Raw genomic sequence first — 21,341 nt, forward strand, 5'->3', positions numbered from 1 at the left:
CTGTATGTATTCATTATCACCGGATCTCTCTTTTCTATCGCCAATAGACGTAAATAATTTATCAGATGAAAATACCGCCATAGATATTAATAACCTTAGTTTAAATTATGGGAAAACGTCAGCATTATCGAATATTGAAATGCGTATTCCTAAGGGGCAGGTAACGGCATTTATTGGGCCGTCTGGTTGTGGTAAATCAACATTATTGCGATGCATTAACCGCATGAACGACTTGGTTGATAACTGTAAAATTAAAGGGTCAATCAAGCTTTTTGGTGATGATATTTATCAACCTAATACTGATATCCCTTCGCTGCGTCGCCGTGTAGGAATGGTATTCCAAAGACCAAATCCGTTTCCTAAATCAATTTATGAGAATGTGGTTTACGGTTTACGTTTACAAGGGATTAAAGAAGCGCGAGTATTAGATGAAGCGGTGGAAGATGCGTTGAAAGCTGCGGCATTATGGGATGAAGTTAAACACCGATTACATGAGAATGCCTTTGGGTTATCAGGCGGTCAGCAGCAACGTTTAGTTATCGCTAGAGCAATTGCTATTGAGCCAGAAGTATTATTACTCGATGAGCCAACGTCAGCATTGGATCCTATTTCTACTCTGACGATTGAAGAGCTTATCTATGAGCTAAAAAGTAAATATACCGTTGTTATTGTGACGCATAATATGCAACAAGCGGCACGAGTGAGTGATCACACCGCTTTTATCAATCAAGGTAAATTGGTTGAATACGGTAATACAAATACGATTTTCACATCACCAGTACATAAGCAAACAGAAGACTACATTACAGGCCGTTATGGATAACTATCCTACGATAGGCCAATAATAAAATAAGGACATACCATGCAACTTGGTCGACATATTTCAGGCCAATTTAACACAGAGCTTGAAGCCATTAGAACTCATGTATTAACCATGGGTGGGATGGTGGAGCAGCAGCTTACCTATGCATTAGAGGCATTGCACAACCACGATGTCGATTTAGCCAAACGAGTAATGCATGAAGATCATAAAGTAAATGCTATGGAAGTTGCAATCGATGAAGCGTGCACTCGCATTATTGCTAAGCGACAGCCCACTGCCAGTGATCTGCGTTTGGTTATGGCGATAATCAAAACCATTACCGATTTAGAGCGTATTGGTGATGTTGCTTCTCAAATAGCAAAAGTATCACTAGAAAATTTCTCGAATAAACACCAGTCGTTATTGGTCTCTCTTGAGTCTCTAGGTCGTCAATCCGTTAAAATGATGCATTCAGTATTGGATGCTTATGCTCGAATGGATGTAAAAGCAGCGACTGAAGCGTATAAGTTTGATGATAAAATAGACGCAGAATACAATGCTGTTATTCGTCAGTTAATGAACTATATGATGGAAGATCCAAGCTCGATTCCAAGCGTGATGAAAGTGATGTGGGCTGCTCGTGCCATTGAACGAGTAGGCGATCGTTGCCAGAATATTTGTGAGTACATTATTTATTTCGTTAAAGGTAAAGATGTGCGCCATATTGGTGATCAAAATATAGATGATGTGATCAAGTAAGGATTTGGCTTAAAAATAATAATCATAGTGTTACTTTTTGAACTATGCTGTATTTATCAGAACTAATGCGTATATTATGAACTGTCGTACTTATTATGCGATGAATGATACAAAAATAGATTCAGTTAATAATCATAAATTACAGTAATAAAGGAATATATTATGAAGAAGATTTTAGTTGGTACTTGCGCGGCGTTATCTATGGTTTCATCATTCGCTATGGCGGATAGTACACCTGTGATGTTTTCATCATTGAATGGATTTAACGCACCAGCAGCAAGTGAAGTAAAAGGCGTTCGTTTGGCGGCTCTTCATGGTAAAACTGGCGATGTAACAGGTGTCGATTTTGCGATTGGTATGTCAGAAAGTGATAATCTAACCGGTGTTAACTTCCCGCTATTTATTGGTGCAAACAAAGTTAATGGTAACATGACAGGTGCATCTTTTGGTCTGTTTAACTGGCATATGGGTGATGATTTAGGTGCTAACTTAGGTTTTGTAAATATCACGAATAATGTTAAAGGTGCAAACGTATCTGCAGTGAACTACTCTGAAGGTTACACCATGGTTGATGTTGGTGTTGCTAACCTTTCAAATGATTCACACGTTCAAGTCGGTTTTTTCAACATGACATCTGACATAAAAGGTGTTCAGGTTGGTTTGATTAACTGTGCTGAAAATGGTTTCCTACCTTGTTTCCCAATCGTAAACTTTGCGATGTAATTTGATACAATTCAATATTAAATAAAAATGGCGCTGTTTTATTATAAAGCAGCGCCATTTTTGTATCTGGTCATTTACATATTTGAATTGGTATCACTTAAAAAGTGAATGTCATGCCAATATTGAAGTTCGTTGATAAATCATAAGGAATATAAGTGTCGCTCATCGGGAAGTAATTCAAGTCAACTCCAGCTCTTAGCCCTAAGTGGTCCGTTGCTTGGAAAACATAAGATGCGCCAATGCTTGAACCTAATGCGCTTTCTTTTGTAGTTTCACCACTTTTAGTTTTCTTACCATCATAATCGGCAAGACCGATCTCAAGCTGCATACCATGCATTTTTGATGCGCCAAACATCTGTTGAACACCAAAACGATACGAATCGATAGTTTCATCATACATTGAGCTGCTATAAACCGTACGCCCGTAGCTAATAAAAGCCGCATCAAAGCCAAGTGCGTCAGTAACACCTGCTTGAATACCAAAGCCGCCGTAAGGACCGATTTTAATTTCAGGGGAAAGGTGGAAGTCATTAGCAAAAGTATTAGCGCTAAATAAGGTTGCGATAGCAAGAACTAGGTGTGATTTTTTCATCTGGATACTCTCTCATAATGGTTTAAAAAAGCATCCGTGCTTTGTTTTATCTTTAATTGTTTTGATGGAGCTATAGTAAGAAATCCTTGCATACATCACTAATCACTAGTGTTTATCTTAATCATAACTAAAGCTTATTAATGAGGAGGAAGAAGTGTGAGTAATAAAAATAAAAAGCCCCTGCACCAAGTTACCTATGCAGGGGAGAGAGTTACCAAAGGGTAATTATTTATCTTGTATCATTGATTTTATAGATATAAATAAAACGATTAGAGGGAGTGAAAGCATAATTAAGAAAGTCATAAATCCCCAACGTTTTAAAAGCGTAAATTGAACCCAACTTCATAACTATTTTCTGTTCTGGTTCTATCACTAGGGCTTACTCGTGATTCACCAAAGGTGTATTTCACATAAGGCTCTACCCATTTAGGCTTTAGGGTAAGGGTGACATCCTGGCTGTTGTAATAGCTTTTTGAGCCAGTCAGTTCACGGTCATGAGTAAATGAATAGCTAAAACTACTCCACTCATTAATTGTGTAGCTAGCACCGAGTGTATTTTTCCATTCTCGGTTTGTTGTTGTATTTAATAAATCTGAAAAAACAGATTCACGCCACTCATGAGAAGTGTTTACGAAAATCATAATGTCTTGAGTTAATGCCGTGCCTGTAAATAGGCCTGCATTATAAATATCAATGAAATCAGCTCGTCCATAGCTAACGAAAGCTTCAGTATAAAACTGCCCAAGCATAACGCCATAGCCAGAACCTATTTCTAAATAACCGGTTGAATCGATATCTGCTGTGAAGCTAATTTCTTCTGTAGCTTGAAGGTTGGCAGTAACGGTTCCTATCCATTCATCATTATTTTGAGAAAGTTGAACGCTTAAATCTGGCTCATGGTATTTCGCAGAAACAAATAAAGAAGTAATTAGAGATAACAATAAAATCGGAAGGCGCATAATTAAGTACTCAGTAGTAAAAATAAAAAAGGAGTCACTGTATAGCGACTCCTTTGCTTTATTTATCAAACGCTAGCCAATCTTATGAGCGTGGAGCTCTGTCCTTGATAGCTTGCTTAATTTGCTGACGCTGCTCCTGAGATAGAGATTTAGCTTTATCTTTGACTGAATCAATTTGGTCTTGAGTGATTGTTTTTGCTCCCTCAACATCTATTTGACCTAATGTATTCTTACGACCTTGAACAATCGTTACGCCATGCTCTGTTTTTACTAAAGAATAAGTTAGCCCGTAGTTAAACTCTTTAGTTGCTGTTACACCTACAACATTACCATCTGGGTTTGTAATCACTGTACCCATCATTGTGTCTTGAACTCTGTAACCTGAATCTCCAACAACCATGTCATTACCAATAATTATATGGCCACGTTTATTTACTGTGATCTCGATAGAATCGCCAATGTTTCCATGATCAATGATACCGTCACGGATTGGGTTTTCAGGTGTTGGTTGAAGCCCCCAACCACCATCAACATTTGTTTTGGAAATATTTAATCCAGTCGATTTATTCCAAGAATAGGTATTACCATCATGTCCTTGAATAACAACAACGGATGGATTTCCGTGAGCATCTTTTTCGTGATAAGCCAAAGATCCAATAGACTCTCCTTGAGTATTACGAACATCACCATTGACTACATAAGCTACCGTTTGATTATTTACGGTTAACATTGTTTGGCCATTAATTTCAACTAATTCAATATATTTTGCTTCATCACCACCCCATACTGGGATTTCAATTGGATTTTCTTGTTGTGGTGGGTTATTGATAACTAAACCACCAGATTTGGTCCATGTGATGTCTGCGCCATTTGCTGTTTTACCAACAAAAGCAATTGGTTGGCCATTTTCATCTTTTTGAACGATGTCTACCGTACCAACAATGTCGCCATTTGAGTTGTAAACTGTGCTGTCTTTAACATAGCCAACACTTTGGCCTTCAACAATGATGTTTGTTTGACCTTGTACTTCAACAAAAGTCACTTCTTTTGCCCCTTCGTCACCCCATAATGGTAATTCGATAGGGTTCTCTAGGTCAATTTGAGGTGAAGTATCATTACTACCTGATGAGCCAGAAGAAGAACAGCCAGCTAGGAATGATGCGGCAACTAAAGATGCAATTAATTTAAGTTTCATATTGGTTTCTCTCTTAATGTAATGGTTGGCGATATCGCCATAATTTTTGAAAGCGTCTTTGCTTGTTTGTGGCGTTCCTAGCCGATGAGAGAAGTATATGAAATGCTCAAAAAAACCTCTAATCCCTTAAAAGAATAGAGGCTTTAACCTTGAGTTATTAATGACTCAAGTGAATAGGGCTAATAACTAGGAGTTATCAATGAGTAATGATTGAAGAATGTTTTTTAACCATAGCATGGTTGGGTTATTACGATTTTTATGGTGATAATAAGCACAGACTTTAGGGTTAATGTCTTGATTATCAAAAAGAATTTTAAGGCTTCGTAATTGGTGGTTATGTTCTATTTCTAAAAATTTAGATGCAGGGAATAGCATGTCTGAGTTATTAACGACATCAATAACGGCTGATGGTAATTCTGATCTAAAGCCAATATTTACCTCTAGTCCCTTAATTTTAAGGATTTTTTCAGCTAAGGATTGATGAGAATTCCAATCAACGGCAATGACTGTTGCTAATTCAAAATGAAAACCATCTTTTACTTCAATCCCGTTACCTTTATAGGGATGGTCTTTTCGTACATAGCCAGTAAATTGGTCTTGAGCTATAGGCTTTTGGATTAATTCTTTAGGGGCATGACTAATTTCATAATTAGCCCCTAATTGAACTTCGTTATTGATAATGTCTGTCATTGTTGACTTAGACCAGTTTAATAATTGTACTTGAACATTTGGCGCTTCAGCTCTGATCGCTTGAAATAAGCTATTTGCAATTGCACTTAAAAGAAAAGGAGATAAAGCGATTTTAATTACGCCATCGAGCTCTTGTGGATTAAACTCATTACTTTCATTTAGTGTGGAAGAAAGATCATCTAGTATTGGTGATATGCTTTCTGCTAATTGATTAGCATACTCAGTTGCTCGAAGGCCATGATGGGTTTTTACAAATAGTTCATCACCAAAGTGATCACGTAAACGTTGCAGAGCTTTACTGATTGCAGGTTGAGAGACAAATAAGCGTTCAGAGGCCTTACGCATATTTCGTTCTTGATGCAGAATAATAAAAGTCCTTAAAAGATTAAGGTCTAAATTAGAAAACAAGTCTTTAGCCATGATATCACTCCTTTGAATACTATTTCATTGGAGCAGAGAATTGCATTATGGTAAAGAAAAAAAGCCTCTGGATGAGAGACAGAGGCAAGGGCTATCATAAGATAACACGTCAAAGACAGAATATTGTGTAGTTAAAAATAAGGTCAAATTATAGATAGAATAAAGTGCCCTACCAATCCTTGGTGGGGCGAGAGTTATTTATTTAAAGCTGTATTGAACACCAACGCCGCCAGCAACATCCGATGATGAGTAGCTACCTGATGATTCATAATGGAAAGTACCAGAAACACTTAATTGCTCATTGATACCGTAAGCACCACCTAACGCTAATGCCTCTTTAGAACCTGAGAAACCGACACCAGCACCGATTGCAAACTCACCACTAGTTACAAATGGACGCGCATTGGCAACAGCGTGTAAGCCTGCTCGTACACCATCAATCTTTTCATCTTGTTCATTAAAACGACGATTGTTTTCTTCTGCCATTGCTTTAAATTCATTTTCTAATGAAGTAATACGCTCACCATCAGTGACATGCGGGATCCCCCATTCTGGCGTATCACCAAAATCAGGTGTTGGTCGTTGAGGCGTATTGTCATCAATAGGTGGCTGAGTTGGTTCTTGTGGTTGTGGACGTTCAGGTGAATTATCCTCAACTGGTGGTTGAGTTGGCGGCATTGGTTTACCGTAATCAGGAGATGCATCATCTGGCTGAGGACGGTCAACAGGTTTGTCTGGGTTAATTCCCCAATCAGGTGAATGGTCTGGTGTTGGTCGCTCTGGAGTATTATCTACAGGAGGCTGAGTTGGTGGCATTGGTTTACCATAATCAGGAGATGCGTCATCTGGCTGAGGACGGTCAACTGGTTTGTCAGGATTAATTCCCCAATGAGGTGTATCTCCAAAATCAGGAGTTGGACGTTCAGGTGAGTTATCCGCAACTGGTGGTTGAGTTGGACCTAATCCCCAGTCGGGCGTGTTCCCGAAATCAGGTTGTGGTCGTTCTGATACAGATGGTACAGAGTTGTCAATTCCTGGAAGTTCTGCTGAGTTCTGAATGGTTTCAGCCATAACAGAAGAAGAAAAGATGGCTGTTAGGGATAATGCTAAGATAGATTTTTTCATTTTATAACTCTCAATATTAATCATAAGTTAGATCAGTAATGAGCATCCTTGCTTACCGATAAATCTGTTTCCGTTTGATGGAATGAATAATATTGAGATAGGCGATTACTTTCTAATCACCTGTAATTATATTAGTTATAAGTATTGCTTATTTATTCGATTTATTTTCAGTCTTGATTATAAATTTTCTTTAATGTTTGCTTCTGATAATAAATCTGTAATCAATTGATTTATCCAATGGTGTAGGGCATTTTTTTTATGCCTTTGATGGTAGTAACTATAAATAGGATAGTTTAATGGAATATCATCAAAACAGAGGTCAATACGTCTTAAGCCTGAATATTGATGTATAGGAAAAAGTGAGGTAGAAGGGAAGTACATATCCGTATGCTGAACCACATCTATTAATGCCATTGGAAGTTCTGAGCGAAATCCTATTTTGTGTTCAATATCCATATTGGTTAGAACTTCACTCGCTAAGCTTTTATTATCGTTCCAGCCCGGGATGATTAATGATGCAAGTTCATAGCCTTCAAAGTCATAAGGTGTAGCTATAGTTTTCTTTATTGGGTGATCATTCCTAATGATTACGCAACCTGTTATTGTCATTAGTTTTTTTGAAAGTAATTCTTTTGGAACCTTGTCATATTCGTAATTGATTGCCATATCTAGCTTACCTTTGGCAAGATCATCAAAGGTTGACTCTGACCAATTGACAAGTTGTAGATCGACATTGGGAGCCTTTTCTTTTATTTCATGAAATAACGCGCCAGATAAGCAGGTTAACACTTGAGGCGCTAGAGCTATTTTTAGCATTTTATTTAAATTTGCGGGCTGAAATTCTTGAGAGGCATTTAATACTGAAGATAAGCCATCTAAATAAGGCTGGATATTTTCAGCTAACTCTTCAGCAAAAGGGGTTGGTTTAAGACCATGACGAACCTTAATGAATAGCTCATCATTAAAATGGTTACGCAGTTTTTGTAGCGCTTGGCTGATTGCCGGTTGTGAGACAAATAAGCGTTCAGAAGCTTTGCGCATATTTAACTCTTGAGAAAGAATTAAAAAGGTTCTCAATAAATTTAAATCTAATGTAGTGAACAGATCTTTTGCCATAGTGAATTATTTCCTTATAAATTTAAAATTATTTAATCACTCTTCACGCTTCCTTCACGATCTATCCTCTATAGTACCTACATAACGAATTAAGACCAAGCTTAACCCCATAACTATAGGATTGAATTTATAATGAAAAAGTATGTATTTTTACTAATGACTGCAACTTCAACAGCAACGGTTGCTGCTCCATACGTTGGTTTAGAATATGGCGTAACAAATATGAGTCATGATTACTCAACAACTTTTTCACAAGATAAAGTGACACTCACTCCTGATGATTCAAGTTCAGCCTTTGGTGGTTTTGTTGGCTATCGTTTTAATGATTTTGGTCTAGAATTAGGTTATAAGAAATTTGAGAGTGATGGCTCTCGTAGCCAAATGTTAGTATCAGATAAAGCTGGCTATACAAAAGAACGTGAATGGGATGCCGATTTAGATGCAACTCAATTTACTTTTAAACCAGTGTATTTCTACCATATTAATGAAAAGCTACAGTTAAAAACGGGCTTAGGTTTAACGATTACAAAATACAACTTTGATTCATCCGCTTACACTGAATATGAAAATGATCTTACAGATCATGAATATGTTGAAAAAGGTAGTTATACTCCTGGGGCATCAAAATCAGAAACAGCACTAGGCGGTATCGCAAGCGTAGGTATTGAATACATGGTGATCCCAAACCTAGCTTTAGGTGCTTCAGCAAGTTATCAAGCGGATAGCGTAGCTAATTCAACCTCGTTCATGTTGAGTTCAGCTTACTACTTTTAATATAGCGTTACTTAGTATTGTTACTTAGTATTTAATTATAAATTTCGGACACAATAAAATGAAAAAAATTATCTTAGCAAGCGCATTAGTATTAGCATCTTCAACAGCATTTGCTGCACAAAACGCCCCTGTTACTGGTGGATTCAATGGTCCTAGCTCTGTTTCTGTAAGTACTGTTCGTTCAGCGTTAGATTCAGCTGATGATGCAGCGGTAGTATTGACTGGTTACATTACGTCATCACTGGGTAATGAAGAATACCAATTTAAAGATGCTACTGGTGAAATTAGAATTGAGATTGATAATAAAGACTGGAACGGTATCGAAGCAACACCAGAAACGAAATTAGTTATTCATGGTGAAGTAGATAAAGAGTGGACAGAGACGATGATCGACGTTAACTCTGTTCAATTAGCAAAATAATACTAACCCCAGTAATAAATCGTTATTTTATAGTGAAAATGCCAGAGTGATTAACTCTGGCATTTTTGTCATTAGAGTAAAGCGTATTAACTAATTTGTTGTCTTACAGCATCAATTTTTTTAGAGTCCGTCACAGGGACAATAAAATCATCTAAATCCCCTGCGCCCATTTTTACACTATCCAATACTAATTTCATTTTACTTGGACGAGTTGATTTACCAGATAAATGAATTTCAGTTACACCGGTCTTTTCTATAATTTCTTTTGCATTAGCAGCGGTGACACCTGCGCCTGCTAATATTTCAAATCGCCCATTTGCTAATTTAACCATTTCAGTCAAAACGTTAATACCATCGTAGGCATTAGCCGCAAGACCTGAGGTCAGAATACGTTCACAGCCAAGCTCTGCAATGTTTTCAATCGCTTTTTTATAATTAGAACATTGATCAACAGCGCGATGGAAGGTCACACCTAAATCATTGTCATTAGCTATTTTCATTAGCCGTGCAGATAATGGCATATCAATATCGCCATTGGCTTTTAATACCCCAAAGACAACCCCCTGTAAGCCAGCTAATTTTGCAGCATGAATATCTTCTATCATTGCAGAGATATCATCGTTGTCATATAGGAAGTCGCCTTGTCGAGGGCGGATCATGGCATAAACCGGAATAGGAGAGATCGCAGCTGCTTTTTTCATGAAACCAAAACTTGGAGTAAGCCCACCTAATGCAAGAGATGAACATAATTCAATACGATCAGCGCCGCCATTAATAGCATTATGCAGTGATTCTAAGTTATCGATACAGACTTCAATTTTAATAGACATGATGTGTAGAAAGAATAATTGGGAATAGAGTAGTTTAAGGGATATTCAGCCTTAGATGTGTGAAGAGATCGTCAGAATTGAGTTCTAAGAAGAAAGAAAAAAGCCCCGAAGATAACTTCAGGGCTTTTAGTATTAGGCAAACTTTCTGATTTTAGGCTACTGCGTTTATACGCTTTTAATATTCTAGCCACATGCACCGTTGAGCTTAGGTGCAGTCGAGTATTTGATGTAAATACTCTAGGTTAGCAATTACTTGCTTAGGTCGTCAGCGTGTTCAGATAGGAATGCTGCAACGCCTTTTGGAGATGCGTCCATACCTGCTTTACCTTCTTCCCATTGTGCTGGACAAACTTCACCGTTCTTCTCGTGGAAGTTTAGTGCGTCAACCATACGTAGCATTTCGTCGATGTTACGACCTAGTGGAAGATCGTTAACTACTTGGTGACGAACAAGACCGTCAGCATCGATTAGGAAAGAACCACGGAAAGCAACGCCAGCTTCTGGGTGCTCAACATCGTATGCTTTACAGATTTCGTGCTTAACGTCAGCAACTAGTGGGTACTTAACTTGACCAATACCGCCATCTTCGATAGCAGTGTTACGCCATGCGTTGTGAGAGAATTGAGAATCGATAGAGATACCGATTACTTCTGCGCCTTTAGCTTGGAAGTCAGCTAGACGGTTGTCAAAAGCGATTAGCTCTGAAGGACAAACGAAAGTGAAGTCTAGAGGGTAGAAAAATACTACCGCTTTCTTACCTTTAGTGAATTCTTTGAAGTTGAAGTTATCAACGATTTCGCCATTACCTAGAACAGCTGCAGCAGTAAAGTCTGGTGCTTGACGACCTACTAGTACCATTTTTGAATCTCCTAAAAATTTGATTTCCCAAACTTCGTGTTTGGCATTGCGTTTCAACAGGACAAACTATAGTACAAAAGGTATGATTGAAAAAAGCGAATTAAATAGATTAATGTAATCGAGAAAAACGATGAACAAATGGCCATCATTAAAACAGTTACACTACTTTATTACTCTGCATGAGACTCGCCATTTTGGTGACGCAGCAGAAAAGTGTTTTGTCAGCCAATCAACATTAAGTAAAGGAATACAAAACCTTGAAGAATTAATTGGTTGCCCTTTATATGAACGAGATAAAAAGACACTCGTGTTTACCCCTATCGGTGAAAAAGTAGTAGAGCAAGGACGAGAACTATTAGCTAAAGGCCAAGATTTAATTGAGCTAGGGTCACTTTGCCAAGGTGATGCGATGCAAGGGCAGCTTCGAGTCGGTTGTATCCCTACAATTGCGCCTTTTTTGTTGTGCGATCTAGTTCAAGAAGTGAATCAAACTTACCCACAACTGACTTTATTACTAAGAGAAGACACTACAACCAATTTATTAGCGGCGTTGAGACAAGGTCAATTGGATGTTCTTATTCTTGCTTTGCCTGTTGATATCGGTGGGATGGAGAGCCTAATTGTAGGGCATGATCCGTTTAAGATGGTCATCAGTAAAGATCAAGCACGTTCAATTTCCACTCCGATTCATTATGATGATCTCCCGGATGAATACGTCTTCTTATTAGAAAAAGAGCACTGTTTAACTGATCATGCTGTCTCTGCATGTAAGCTGACGAAAAAAGAAAAAATCAATCCATTTACGGCAACCAGTCTGCATACTTTGGTTCAGATGGTTGCAAATGGATTAGGTACTACCTTTATTCCTCAAATGGCGATTAAACATGGTTTATTAGATAATCAAAATCTTGTTGTGGTTGAGCCACCGGGTCAAGAAGCATCGCGAGCTATTGGCTTAGTTTGGCGCCCAAGCTCTTCTCGTTTACAGGCTTTTCATCAGCTAGCTGATATTGTTAAGCATATTTTATAGTTTTATTTTTGTATTTAAGGCACTTATTTATTGATTTAAATAGGTGCCTTTCTACTTTTGAATGATAGAGAAATTAGTGACCGGATTCTCACTTTTTTATATTCCTTATCAAACAGATCTGACCAGTTTATTTCTTCTCTTCTTGTTGTATATCGCCACTTTCTTTTTACTCTTCTCTAAATAAGATCGAGTGTAATCAATTTTTTATGCTATCCCGCTGTTTTATTTGTGAAATTAAAATTGTGAATTTTACATGTTCAATTTTACAAGTTTAATTTGTGTAATTTTACTACGTAAATAGTAGATCATTACTTGCTGGTGATGTTGTTAAATTGTAAAAATTAAACTTTGACAATTCTCTTTATAGAGCATTTACTCATAACTCAACTTTCTGATTTATGTCGACATCTTATTGAAATTTAAAGGCTGCATTAGCCTTTAGTAGGGGTTGTAATTCATTCGCTCTTTCGAGAATGTAATAGACGTAAACAGCAAGAACGATAAATAGGATGAAACATGAATACTGATTCGTAGTGTTTTAGTTACAAATGTAATTTTGCCGGAGGCGCAGACCATGACAGATACCATAACGACGAAAGAACAAGAATTATCCATTATTGGACCGAGTCTTCCTCAAGTTGATGAAGTATTAAGTGCAGGAGCTATTCGCTTTCTTACCCATCTTGTCGAAAAGTTTGCCCATCGAGTTCCTGAGCTTTTAGAAACCCGCAAAGTAAGACAGCGAAAAATAGACGCAGGACAACTGCCCGATTTTTTAATGGAAACACGTTCAATCCGAGAATCTAAATGGAGTATTCAAGGTATTCCAAGTGATCTTCAAGACCGACGTGTTGAGATCACAGGCCCAACAGACAGAAAGATGGTAATTAATGCATTGAATGCAAATGTAAAAGTATTCATGGCTGATTTTGAAGATTCATTAGCACCGTCATGGGAGGCGGTACTTAATGGTCAAATTAATCTTCGAGATGCAATGAACGGTACTATTCAATACACCAACCCTCAAACTCAAAAAGTGTATCAGCTAAAACAAAATCCTGCGGTATTAATTTGTCGTGTACGTGGTCTGCATCTTCCTGAAAAGCACGTACAGTTTAATGGTGTTGCTATTCCCGGAGCTTTGTTTGATTTCGCGCTTTATTTCTATCACAACTACCAGACGTCATTAAAAAAAGGCAGTGGTCCGTACTTTTATCTTCCTAAACTACAAGCCTACCAAGAAGCGGCGTGGTGGAGTGATGTATTTACCTTTGCTGAGCGTGAGTTTGGTTTAAAGCAAGGTACGATTAAGGCGACAGTACTGATTGAAACCTTACCTGCTGTGTTTGAAATGGATGAGATCCTATATAGCTTAAAAGAACATATTGTTGGTCTAAATTGTGGTCGTTGGGATTACATTTTTAGTTACATCAAAACATTAAAAAACCATCCGGATCGCGTGCTACCTGATCGCCAAGTGGTGACCATGGAAAAACCGTTTTTAAATGCCTATTCACGATTACTGATCAGAACGTGTCACCGAAGAGGGGCATTTGCGATGGGAGGAATGGCCGCTTTTATTCCATCGAAAGATCCGGTAAAAAATGATTGGGTGTTAAATAAAATTCAAACCGATAAATCACTGGAAGCCAATAATGGACACGACGGTACTTGGGTTGCTCATCCTGGGCTAGCTGATACTGCAAGAGCGGAATTTGACAAGGTTTTAGACTCGCGGATCAACCAGTTGGATATTAGCCGAGAGAATGACAATCTCATTACCGCAGAAGAATTATTAGCACCTTGTGAAGGAGAGAGAACAGAAGAGGGAATGCGTCATAACATTCGCGTAGCGGTTCAATATATAGAAGCGTGGATCACTGGAAATGGCTGTGTCCCTATTTATGGATTAATGGAAGATGCTGCAACGGCAGAAATATCACGAACGTCTATTTGGCAATGGATACAACATGGGAAAACCTTAGATACTGGCGCTGTTGTAACGGCTGATTTGTTTAGAACCATGTTATTAGAAGAGATGAAAGTTATTGAACAAGAATTGGGAACAGAACGCTTTGATTCTGGCCAATTTACTCAAGCAGCAAAACTGATGGAGCAATTGACCACCAGTGATCAACTAACTGACTTTTTAACACTACCTGGCTATGAATACTTATAAGAGAGGGAACTATTATGACGACATTTAAACCGCAAACTCGCCAACAACAAATTGATGCATTAGAAAAAGACTGGGCAGAAAATCCACGTTGGGATGGAGTAACTCGTCCCTATACCGCTGAAGAAGTTATTAATCTTCGAGGATCTTTTGCACCAGAAAATACAATTGCACAAAAAGGGGCAGACAGGCTATGGGAGCTGGTGAATGGTTCATCAAAAAAAGGGTATGTAAATTGTCTTGGCGCACTAACGGGTGGACAAGCAGTCCAACAAGCGAAGGCGGGAATTGAAGCTATTTATTTGTCAGGTTGGCAAGTAGCAGCGGATAACAACACCGCATCGACTATGTACCCAGACCAATCGCTATACCCGGTAGATTCGGTTCCCTCGGTAGTGAAACGTATTAATAATGCCTTCCGTCGTGCGGATCAAATTCAATGGTCAACAGGAACAACACCTGAAGAGGGAATTGATTATTTTCTTCCGATTGTTGCCGATGCAGAAGCCGGTTTTGGTGGTGTACTTAATGGCTATGAACTGATGCGTAATATGATTGAATCAGGTGCAGCTGGGGTTCACTTTGAAGATCAATTAGCGTCAGTAAAAAAATGTGGTCACATGGGAGGCAAAGTATTAGTGCCAACTCAAGAAGCGGTACAAAAACTGGTTGCAGCACGACTTGCTGCCGATGTAGCAGGCACAACGACGTTAGTTATAGCAAGAACCGATGCCAATGCTGCAGATTTGCTAACCTCAGATTGTGATCCATATGATCAAGAGTTCATCGAAGGGGAGCGTTCGGCTGAAGGTTTCTATAAAGTAACCGCAGGTATTGACCAAGCTATCTCTCGTGGCCTCGCATATTCTCCTTATGCTGATTTGGTATGGTGTGAAACTGCAACGCCATGTTTAGAAGAAGCTCGTAAATTTGCTGAAGCCATTCATGCTAAATACCCAGATCAGCTATTGGCGTATAACTGTTCACCATCGTTTAACTGGGAGAAAAATCTGGATTCAGAAACTATTGCTAAGTTCCAACAAGAGTTGGCTGATATGGGCTACAAATACCAATTTATCACACTAGCGGGTATTCATAATATGTGGTTCAACATGTTTGAGTTGGCACATTCTTATGCTCAGGGTGAGGGCATGCGCCATTATGTTGAGATGGTGCAGCGTAAAGAGTTTGAAGCCGCAGATAAGGGCTATACTTTTGTTGCACACCAACAAGAAGTTGGTACAGGCTACTTTGATAAGATGACTAATACCATTCAAGGCGGCAATTCATCGGTAACCGCACTAACCGGTTCAACAGAAGAAGAGCAGTTTAAAACCAATGCATAATACTTAATTATATTGGCCTAGCTAATCTTATATTCACATAATAAAAAGAGTTGTTTTATCTCGTTTTAGGGAGAATGGAGTCTCCCTTTCTTTTTGTCTTGAATGTATGATTTATTCGTCATCTTCAATTGGTTCAACTTCTTCTTGCAGTTCCAATAAGTTAATAGCAATCGTAACAAAATCAGAATCAGTAATTATTCCCACCAATTTCCCATGATTGACCACGGGTAAACATCCCACCTTGTGTTTTTGCATAAACAAAGCCGCTGACTTTAAGCCACCGTGCGGAGAAATACTCATTACATTTTCATGCATAATACTATTTAGAGGGATATCAAGCACAGAAAACTCTTCTAGTGTTGGTTTCTCTAAACAAGAAGATTGCGCAGACAATAGATCTCGTTGAGTAACTAGACCAATTAATGCTTGGTCTGTATCTACAATAGGTATATGCCTAATACAATGTTCGTCCATGAGTGCTTTAGCATCTTCTAAAGAGTTGGAGCGAAGCAATGTATGAGGGTGAGTCGTCATCATGTCTTTAACGGTAAACATAGTGTGCTCCTGCTATCAATAAGTCCTATAGTAAATATAGTGCGAGATGAAAGAGAAAAGTGAGAGCTAAGTTGATTTTTGAAGAGATAAAAAGATTGATATGACTTTCTCTGTTTAATGTCAATTTCATTAGTTAAAGTACATATTTATTGAAAAATTGAGAGGTATATTGCTTCATCTCTTGCTATTGCTCTGGGCGTGAATATACTATTCTGTCTGCCATTTTTGATGAAGAAGTAAACCATGCAAGTATCCGATTTTCACTTTGAATTACCCGATGAACTTATTGCTCGCTACCCTCAACCAGAGCGTACGGCAAGTCGCCTATTACACCTAAATGGTAATAGCGGTGAATTAATTGATGGTCAGTTTACTGATGTGCTTGATTTAGTACAGAGTGGTGATCTTGTTGTATTTAACAACACTCGTGTTATTCCAGCTCGTATGTTTGGTGTTAAAGCATCAGGTGGCAAGCTAGAAGTATTAGTTGAACGAGTGCTTGATGAGCATTCAGTATTGGCTCATGTTCGTTGTTCTAAATCACCAAAGCCGGGTAATCAACTATGGTTGGGTGAAAACCAAGAATACGAAGCGGAAATGGTCGCTCGTCACGATACGCTATTTGAAATTCGCTTTACTTCTGAAAAGAAAGTATTAGATATTTTGGATGAAATTGGCCACATGCCATTACCTCCTTATATTGACCGTCCAGATGAAGACGCAGATAAAGAACGTTATCAAACGGTTTACAATGAAAAACCGGGGGCAGTTGCCGCTCCAACAGCAGGTTTACACTTTGATACAGAGATTTTAGAAAAAATGAAAGCAAAAGGCGTAGAATTTGCCTACGTTACGCTTCATGTTGGTGCAGGAACATTCCAGCCTGTACGTGTCGATAATATCTTAGAACATCACATGCATTCTGAATATGCAGAAGTCTCTCAAGAAGTGGTTGATGCGATTAAAGCAACTAAAGCTCGTGGTGGACGTGTTGTTTCTGTTGGAACGACTTCGGTTCGCTCATTAGAAAGTGCGGCGCAACATGCATTAAAGCAAGGCACAGAGCTAGCACCATTTTTTGATGATACTGAAATTTTTATCTACCCAGGCTATGAATTTCAAGTTGTTGACGCTTTAGTAACAAACTTTCACTTACCAGAGTCTACACTTATCATGCTTGTGAGTGCATTTGCAGGGTATGAAAATACAATGAAAGCTTACGATCAAGCCGTGAATAATCAATATCGTTTCTTTAGTTACGGTGATGCGATGTTTATTACGAAGAAAACCGCGTAATAAAGAGTCGATGGCTGTATTAAAGCCAGTAATATACTAGATTTAAATTTCACTCACGGAGCCAGTGAAAGTAGGAAAACAGGACGTTTTCGACCATATAAACTGCATTATTTGGTTTTATGGAGGTGTGGCATTAATGTTTTATTAATGTCGCAAATTAAACAAGTTGTCAGATTGTTTCTCTGGCTTATTGGAGGTTTCGTGAAGTACGAACTACTCAAAAAACAAGGCCGCGCACGTCGTGGTCAATTACAATTTGACCGTGGTACGGTTGAAACACCAGCATTCATGCCTGTAGGTACTTACGGTACTGTTAAAGGGATGACTCCGGAAGAAGTGAAAGGTACTGGTGCTGAGATCTTACTGGGTAATACGTTCCATTTATGGTTACGCCCTGGTCAAGAGATCATGAAACTGCACGGTGATTTACATGACTTTATGAATTGGAAAGGCCCAATCTTAACGGATTCAGGTGGTTTCCAAGTATTCAGTCTTGGTAAAACACGTAAGATCACTGAAGAAGGTGTACATTTCCGTAGCCCTGTAAACGGTGATAAGGTCTTTATGGATGCTGAGAAATCAATGCAAATCCAATACGATCTTGGTTCTGACGTAGTTATGATTTTTGATGAATGTACTCCGTACCCAGCAACGCATGACGAAGCGCGTATCTCAATGGAGCGTTCTATTCGTTGGGCTGACCGTAGCCGTAATGAATTTGATCGTCAAGAAAACCCGAATGCACTGTTTGGTATTGTTCAAGGTGGTGTATACGAAGATCTGCGTGATGTGTCTGTTGAAGCGTTAACTAAGATTGGTTTTGATGGTTATGCTGTTGGTGGTCTAGCAGTAGGTGAACCAAAAGAAGACATGCACCGCATTTTAGAGCATACATGTCCACAATTACCTGAAGATAAGCCACGATACCTAATGGGTGTTGGTAAACCAGAAGACTTGGTTGAAGGCGTTCGTCGCGGTATTGATATGTTTGACTGCGTTATGCCAACTCGAAATGCACGTAATGGTCACCTATTTGTGACTGGCGGTGTGATCAAGATCCGTAATGCGAAACATAAAACAGATACAACACCATTAGATCCTGAGTGTGATTGTTATACTTGTCAGAATTACAGCAAGTCTTACTTACATCACCTAGATCGTTGTAATGAAATTTTAGGTGCTCGTTTAAATACGATCCATAACTTACGTTATTACCAACGTATTATGGCGAGCATTCGTAAGGCTTTGGAAGAAGAGCGCTTTGAGCAGTTCGTAGAAGAATTCTACGCACGTCGCGATCGTGAAGTTCCGCCATTAAAAGACCTTTAAAAACAGAGTTATCACCCATATATCTATTAGATATGTGTATGGTCACATTTTAGAAACTGGAAATTAAAATTAGATACGAGGACGTTATTAAATGAGTTTTTTCATCTCTCAAGCTCACGCAGCTGGTGAAGCACCACAAGGCGGTGGTATGCAAATGTTTATCATGCTTGGTATGTTTGCAGTTATCTTCTACTTTATGATTTATCGCCCACAAGCGAAACGTCAAAAAGAGCATAAGAACTTAATGTCTTCTATGGGCAAAGGCGATGAAGTTCTTACTGCGGGTGGTTTAGTGGGTAAAATCACTAAAGTATCTGAAGAAAATGATTACATCGTAATTGAGCTTAACGCAAATAACGAAGTAACGATTAAGAAAGACTTTGTTTCAGCTGTGCTGCCAAAGGGCACTCTGAAATCACTATAAAAATTGTACCCTCTAACTTCGGTTAGGGGGTATTTTTCGTTAAGGACATCGCTGTGCTAAACCGTTTCCCTTTATGGAAGTATTTGATGGTAGTTTCAGTACTACTTATCTCAGCTCTCTATGCACTTCCAAACCTTTATGGTGAAGATCCAGCAGTTCAAATCACGGGTAGTCGTGGTACCGAGGTTCAAACCTCAACGCTGGATGTTGTTGCTGAAAATTTAAAAAATAATGACATTGCGTATAAGTCTATTGCATTCGAAAATGGCAGTGTTCTTGTTCGCTTTAACGATACTGATTCCCAAATCAGTGCTCGAGATATTATCAATGAATCGTTAGGTAAAGATTACATTGTTGCATTAAATCTTGCACCGCTTACTCCTGACTGGTTGACATCTATTGGTGCTGCACCAATGAAGCTAGGTCTAGATTTACGTGGTGGTGTTCACTTCTTAATGGAAGTCGACATGGATGCGGCAATGACTAAGCTAATTGGTCAACAAGAAGAATCTTTCCGTACTGATCTTCGTGAAGCTAAGATCCGTTACCGTGCTATTCGTGATTCTGGAAAAGATGCGATTGAAGTCGTACTTCGTGATCAAGAGCAATTAGCTGAAGCTAAAAAAGTGTTGTCTGATGTTCATCGTGATATGACCTTTGTAGAATCTGAATCAAATGGTCAATTCAAATTAACAGCAAGATTTACAGAGCAGCGCCTACAAGAAATTCGTAACTATGCGGTTGAGCAAAACATTACGATTATTCGTAACCGTGTGAACGAATTAGGTGTTGCTGAACCGCTTGTTCAACGTCAAGGCGCAAGCCGTATCGTAGTTGAGCTACCGGGTGTACAAGATACAGCGCGAGCAAAAGAAATTTTAGGTGCAACAGCGACGCTTGAGTTCCGTGAAGTGGATGATAGAGCGGATCTTGCTGCGGCTGCAAATGGTCGAGCGCCAGCAGGTAGTGAGATCAAAGAAGATCGTAATGGTCGCCCAGTTGTTCTTAAAAAACGCATTATTCTTGGTGGTGAAAGCATTACAGATGCAAGTTCAAGCGCTGATGAGTATGGCCGTCCTCAAGTAAACATCTCACTAGACAGTGAAGGTGGCAGCAAGATGACAGCGTTCTCTCGTAAAAATATCGGTAAGCTAATGGCGACGGTATTTACAGAGTATAAAGACAGTGGCCGTCGTACGCCTGAAGGTCGCGTTATTCTTTCTAAAACAGAAGAAGTGATTAACCAAGCAACGATTCAATCAGCACTTGGCCGTAGCTTCCGTATTACCGGTATCGACTCTCAAGCTGAAGCTCATAACCTAGCACTTCTACTTCGTGCTGGTGCTCTGATTGCACCTATCTCGATTGTTGAAGAACGTACGATTGGTCCATCAATGGGTCAACAGAATATCGATATGGGTATTCAGGCGTGTATTTGGGGTATGGTTGCAGTAATGATCTTTACTTTGGTTTATTACCGCGGTTTTGGTCTTGTTGCGAACTTAGCCTTAATGGCAAACTTAGTCTTAATCATTGGTGTTATGTCGATGATCCCTGGTGCGACGATGACGCTTCCTGGTATTGCCGGTATCGTATTAACGGTAGGTATGGCAGTCGATGCTAACGTACTTATTTTCGAGCGTATTCGAGAAGAGCTGCGTGATGGGCGTAATCCACAACAAGCGATTCACCAAGGTTATGCGAATGCCTTCAGTACGATTGCCGATGCGAACATCACAACGTTAATTACGGCTATTATCTTGTTTGCTGTAGGTACTGGCGCAATTAAAGGTTTTGCTGTTACGTTATCTATTGGTATTTTAACGTCAATGTTTACTGCGATTGTTGGTACTCGTTGTGTGATTAACTTAGTTTACGGCGGTAAGCGCGTAGACAAGCTGTCGATCTAAGGACTCATTAT

21 protein-coding genes are annotated in these 21,341 nt (G+C 39.0%); 12 read left to right on the top strand and 9 right to left on the bottom strand.

Translation table 11 applies throughout. The features are described 5' to 3' along the window. The first annotated feature begins 4 nt into the window (after positions 1 to 4). The 3 genes from pstB (at position 5) to PVK71_RS00770 (ending at position 2,284) form a co-directional block, all read left to right on the top strand. Complete coding sequence (gene pstB / locus PVK71_RS00760) at positions 5 to 823, top strand: phosphate ABC transporter ATP-binding protein PstB (RefSeq protein WP_274417425.1); 819 nt, start codon at positions 5 to 7, stop codon at positions 821 to 823. Between the two features lie 39 nt (positions 824 to 862). Next, the gene (gene phoU / locus PVK71_RS00765; RefSeq protein ID WP_274417424.1) at positions 863 to 1,561 is read left to right on the top strand and encodes a phosphate signaling complex protein PhoU; all 699 of its coding nucleotides are present in this window, start codon (positions 863 to 865) and stop codon (positions 1,559 to 1,561) included. Between the two features lie 162 nt (positions 1,562 to 1,723). Further along, positions 1,724 to 2,284, top strand: a complete 561-nt coding sequence (locus PVK71_RS00770) for a VC2662 family protein (protein ID WP_274417423.1) — start codon at positions 1,724 to 1,726, stop codon at positions 2,282 to 2,284. A 97-nt stretch (positions 2,285 to 2,381) separates the two neighbouring features. Here PVK71_RS00770 and PVK71_RS00775 read toward each other — a convergent pair whose 3' ends face one another. The 6 genes from PVK71_RS00775 to PVK71_RS00800 all read right to left on the bottom strand — a co-directional run bounded on the left by PVK71_RS00775 (position 2,382) and on the right by PVK71_RS00800 (position 8,381). After that, complete coding sequence (locus PVK71_RS00775; RefSeq protein ID WP_274417421.1) at positions 2,382 to 2,876, bottom strand: hypothetical protein; 495 nt, start codon at positions 2,874 to 2,876, stop codon at positions 2,382 to 2,384. Positions 2,877 to 3,193: 317 nt separating this feature from the next. Continuing rightward, a complete protein-coding gene (locus PVK71_RS00780; RefSeq protein ID WP_274417420.1) occupies positions 3,194 to 3,835 on the bottom strand; it encodes a hypothetical protein in 642 nt (213 codons plus the stop codon). Positions 3,836 to 3,917: 82 nt separating this feature from the next. Continuing rightward, positions 3,918 to 5,030, bottom strand: coding sequence for a hypothetical protein (locus PVK71_RS00785; RefSeq protein WP_274417419.1), 1,113 nt, complete (start codon positions 5,028 to 5,030; stop codon positions 3,918 to 3,920). A 186-nt stretch (positions 5,031 to 5,216) separates the two neighbouring features. After that, entirely contained in the window at positions 5,217 to 6,140 is a 924-nt protein-coding gene (locus PVK71_RS00790; protein WP_274417418.1) for a LysR family transcriptional regulator, read from the bottom strand. A gap of 198 nt (positions 6,141 to 6,338) precedes the next feature. Then, on the bottom strand, positions 6,339 to 7,265 hold the full coding sequence (locus PVK71_RS00795; RefSeq protein WP_274417417.1) for a YadA C-terminal domain-containing protein: 927 nt from the start codon (positions 7,263 to 7,265) through the stop codon (positions 6,339 to 6,341). A gap of 177 nt (positions 7,266 to 7,442) precedes the next feature. Beyond that, positions 7,443 to 8,381, bottom strand: a complete 939-nt coding sequence (locus tag PVK71_RS00800) for a LysR family transcriptional regulator (protein ID WP_274417416.1) — start codon at positions 8,379 to 8,381, stop codon at positions 7,443 to 7,445. Positions 8,382 to 8,513: 132 nt separating this feature from the next. Between PVK71_RS00800 and PVK71_RS00805 the strand changes: the two genes are divergently transcribed. Together PVK71_RS00805 and PVK71_RS00810 are read left to right on the top strand one after the other, a co-directional pair. After that, complete coding sequence (locus PVK71_RS00805; protein ID WP_274417415.1) at positions 8,514 to 9,155, top strand: AcfA family outer membrane beta-barrel protein; 642 nt, start codon at positions 8,514 to 8,516, stop codon at positions 9,153 to 9,155. 58 nt (positions 9,156 to 9,213) lie between these two features. After that, entirely contained in the window at positions 9,214 to 9,576 is a 363-nt protein-coding gene (locus PVK71_RS00810; RefSeq protein WP_130047717.1) for a YgiW/YdeI family stress tolerance OB fold protein, read from the top strand. A gap of 86 nt (positions 9,577 to 9,662) precedes the next feature. Here the strand turns inward: PVK71_RS00810 and PVK71_RS00815 are convergent, their stop codons facing one another. Next, entirely contained in the window at positions 9,663 to 10,406 is a 744-nt protein-coding gene (locus PVK71_RS00815; protein ID WP_274417413.1) for a copper homeostasis protein CutC, read from the bottom strand. Positions 10,407 to 10,655: 249 nt separating this feature from the next. Further along, positions 10,656 to 11,264 carry a peroxiredoxin C gene (locus tag PVK71_RS00820; protein WP_122034387.1) on the bottom strand — a complete coding sequence of 203 codons (609 nt, stop codon included), beginning with the start codon at positions 11,262 to 11,264 and terminating at the stop codon, positions 10,656 to 10,658. A gap of 130 nt (positions 11,265 to 11,394) precedes the next feature. Here PVK71_RS00820 and PVK71_RS00825 point away from each other — a divergent pair, with 130 nt between their 5' ends. From PVK71_RS00825 to aceA, 3 genes are all read left to right on the top strand, one after another. Continuing rightward, positions 11,395 to 12,294 carry a hydrogen peroxide-inducible genes activator gene (locus PVK71_RS00825; RefSeq protein ID WP_274417412.1) on the top strand — a complete coding sequence of 300 codons (900 nt, stop codon included), beginning with the start codon at positions 11,395 to 11,397 and terminating at the stop codon, positions 12,292 to 12,294. Between the two features lie 574 nt (positions 12,295 to 12,868). Beyond that, entirely contained in the window at positions 12,869 to 14,473 is a 1,605-nt protein-coding gene (gene aceB, locus PVK71_RS00830) for a malate synthase A (RefSeq protein WP_274417411.1), read from the top strand. 14 nt (positions 14,474 to 14,487) lie between these two features. Then, the gene (gene aceA / locus PVK71_RS00835) at positions 14,488 to 15,816 is read left to right on the top strand and encodes an isocitrate lyase (RefSeq protein WP_274417410.1); all 1,329 of its coding nucleotides are present in this window, start codon (positions 14,488 to 14,490) and stop codon (positions 15,814 to 15,816) included. 111 nt (positions 15,817 to 15,927) lie between these two features. Here aceA and PVK71_RS00840 read toward each other — a convergent pair whose 3' ends face one another. Continuing rightward, on the bottom strand, positions 15,928 to 16,371 hold the full coding sequence (locus PVK71_RS00840) for a CBS domain-containing protein (RefSeq protein ID WP_130047713.1): 444 nt from the start codon (positions 16,369 to 16,371) through the stop codon (positions 15,928 to 15,930). A gap of 243 nt (positions 16,372 to 16,614) precedes the next feature. On the opposite strand from PVK71_RS00840, the gene queA reads away from it, so the two are divergent. The 4 genes from queA to secD all read left to right on the top strand — a co-directional run bounded on the left by queA (position 16,615) and on the right by secD (position 21,330). Beyond that, a complete protein-coding gene (gene queA / locus PVK71_RS00845) occupies positions 16,615 to 17,667 on the top strand; it encodes a tRNA preQ1(34) S-adenosylmethionine ribosyltransferase-isomerase QueA (RefSeq protein WP_130085976.1) in 1,053 nt (350 codons plus the stop codon). Between the two features lie 201 nt (positions 17,668 to 17,868). Then, the gene (gene tgt, locus PVK71_RS00850; RefSeq protein WP_130047711.1) at positions 17,869 to 18,996 is read left to right on the top strand and encodes a tRNA guanosine(34) transglycosylase Tgt; all 1,128 of its coding nucleotides are present in this window, start codon (positions 17,869 to 17,871) and stop codon (positions 18,994 to 18,996) included. A gap of 91 nt (positions 18,997 to 19,087) precedes the next feature. Further along, positions 19,088 to 19,420, top strand: coding sequence for a preprotein translocase subunit YajC (yajC, locus tag PVK71_RS00855; protein WP_130044029.1), 333 nt, complete (start codon positions 19,088 to 19,090; stop codon positions 19,418 to 19,420). Positions 19,421 to 19,473: 53 nt separating this feature from the next. Next, on the top strand, positions 19,474 to 21,330 hold the full coding sequence (gene secD / locus PVK71_RS00860; protein ID WP_274417409.1) for a protein translocase subunit SecD: 1,857 nt from the start codon (positions 19,474 to 19,476) through the stop codon (positions 21,328 to 21,330). Positions 21,331 to 21,341: the final 11 nt, after the last annotated feature.

Origin of the sequence: Aliivibrio sp. S4MY1, from assembly GCF_028765545.1 — a bacterium.
In the GTDB taxonomy this organism is placed as follows: Bacteria; Pseudomonadota; Gammaproteobacteria; order Enterobacterales; family Vibrionaceae; genus Aliivibrio.

Excerpts from the sequence above, each read along its gene's own strand:
- PVK71_RS00775 (WP_274417421.1), bottom strand. The coding sequence starts at position 2,876 with ATGAAAAAATCACACCTAGTTCTTGCTATCGCAACCTTATTTAGCGCT.
- pstB (WP_274417425.1), top strand. The coding sequence starts at position 5 with ATGTATTCATTATCACCGGATCTCTCTTTTCTATCGCCAATAGACGTA.
- PVK71_RS00810 (WP_130047717.1), top strand. The coding sequence starts at position 9,214 with ATGAAAAAAATTATCTTAGCAAGCGCATTAGTATTAGCATCTTCAACA.
- PVK71_RS00815 (WP_274417413.1), bottom strand. The coding sequence starts at position 10,406 with ATGTCTATTAAAATTGAAGTCTGTATCGATAACTTAGAATCACTGCAT.
- PVK71_RS00785 (WP_274417419.1), bottom strand. The coding sequence starts at position 5,030 with ATGAAACTTAAATTAATTGCATCTTTAGTTGCCGCATCATTCCTAGCT.
- phoU (WP_274417424.1), top strand. The coding sequence starts at position 863 with ATGCAACTTGGTCGACATATTTCAGGCCAATTTAACACAGAGCTTGAA.
- PVK71_RS00805 (WP_274417415.1), top strand. The coding sequence starts at position 8,514 with ATGAAAAAGTATGTATTTTTACTAATGACTGCAACTTCAACAGCAACG.
- PVK71_RS00770 (WP_274417423.1), top strand. The coding sequence starts at position 1,724 with ATGAAGAAGATTTTAGTTGGTACTTGCGCGGCGTTATCTATGGTTTCA.
- yajC (WP_130044029.1), top strand. The coding sequence starts at position 19,088 with ATGAGTTTTTTCATCTCTCAAGCTCACGCAGCTGGTGAAGCACCACAA.
- PVK71_RS00825 (WP_274417412.1), top strand. The coding sequence starts at position 11,395 with ATGAACAAATGGCCATCATTAAAACAGTTACACTACTTTATTACTCTG.
- PVK71_RS00790 (WP_274417418.1), bottom strand. The coding sequence starts at position 6,140 with ATGGCTAAAGACTTGTTTTCTAATTTAGACCTTAATCTTTTAAGGACT.
- aceB (WP_274417411.1), top strand. The coding sequence starts at position 12,869 with ATGACAGATACCATAACGACGAAAGAACAAGAATTATCCATTATTGGA.
- PVK71_RS00795 (WP_274417417.1), bottom strand. The coding sequence starts at position 7,265 with ATGAAAAAATCTATCTTAGCATTATCCCTAACAGCCATCTTTTCTTCT.
- PVK71_RS00800 (WP_274417416.1), bottom strand. The coding sequence starts at position 8,381 with ATGGCAAAAGATCTGTTCACTACATTAGATTTAAATTTATTGAGAACC.
- PVK71_RS00840 (WP_130047713.1), bottom strand. The coding sequence starts at position 16,371 with ATGTTTACCGTTAAAGACATGATGACGACTCACCCTCATACATTGCTT.
- PVK71_RS00820 (WP_122034387.1), bottom strand. The coding sequence starts at position 11,264 with ATGGTACTAGTAGGTCGTCAAGCACCAGACTTTACTGCTGCAGCTGTT.
- aceA (WP_274417410.1), top strand. The coding sequence starts at position 14,488 with ATGACGACATTTAAACCGCAAACTCGCCAACAACAAATTGATGCATTA.
- queA (WP_130085976.1), top strand. The coding sequence starts at position 16,615 with ATGCAAGTATCCGATTTTCACTTTGAATTACCCGATGAACTTATTGCT.
- PVK71_RS00780 (WP_274417420.1), bottom strand. The coding sequence starts at position 3,835 with ATGCGCCTTCCGATTTTATTGTTATCTCTAATTACTTCTTTATTTGTT.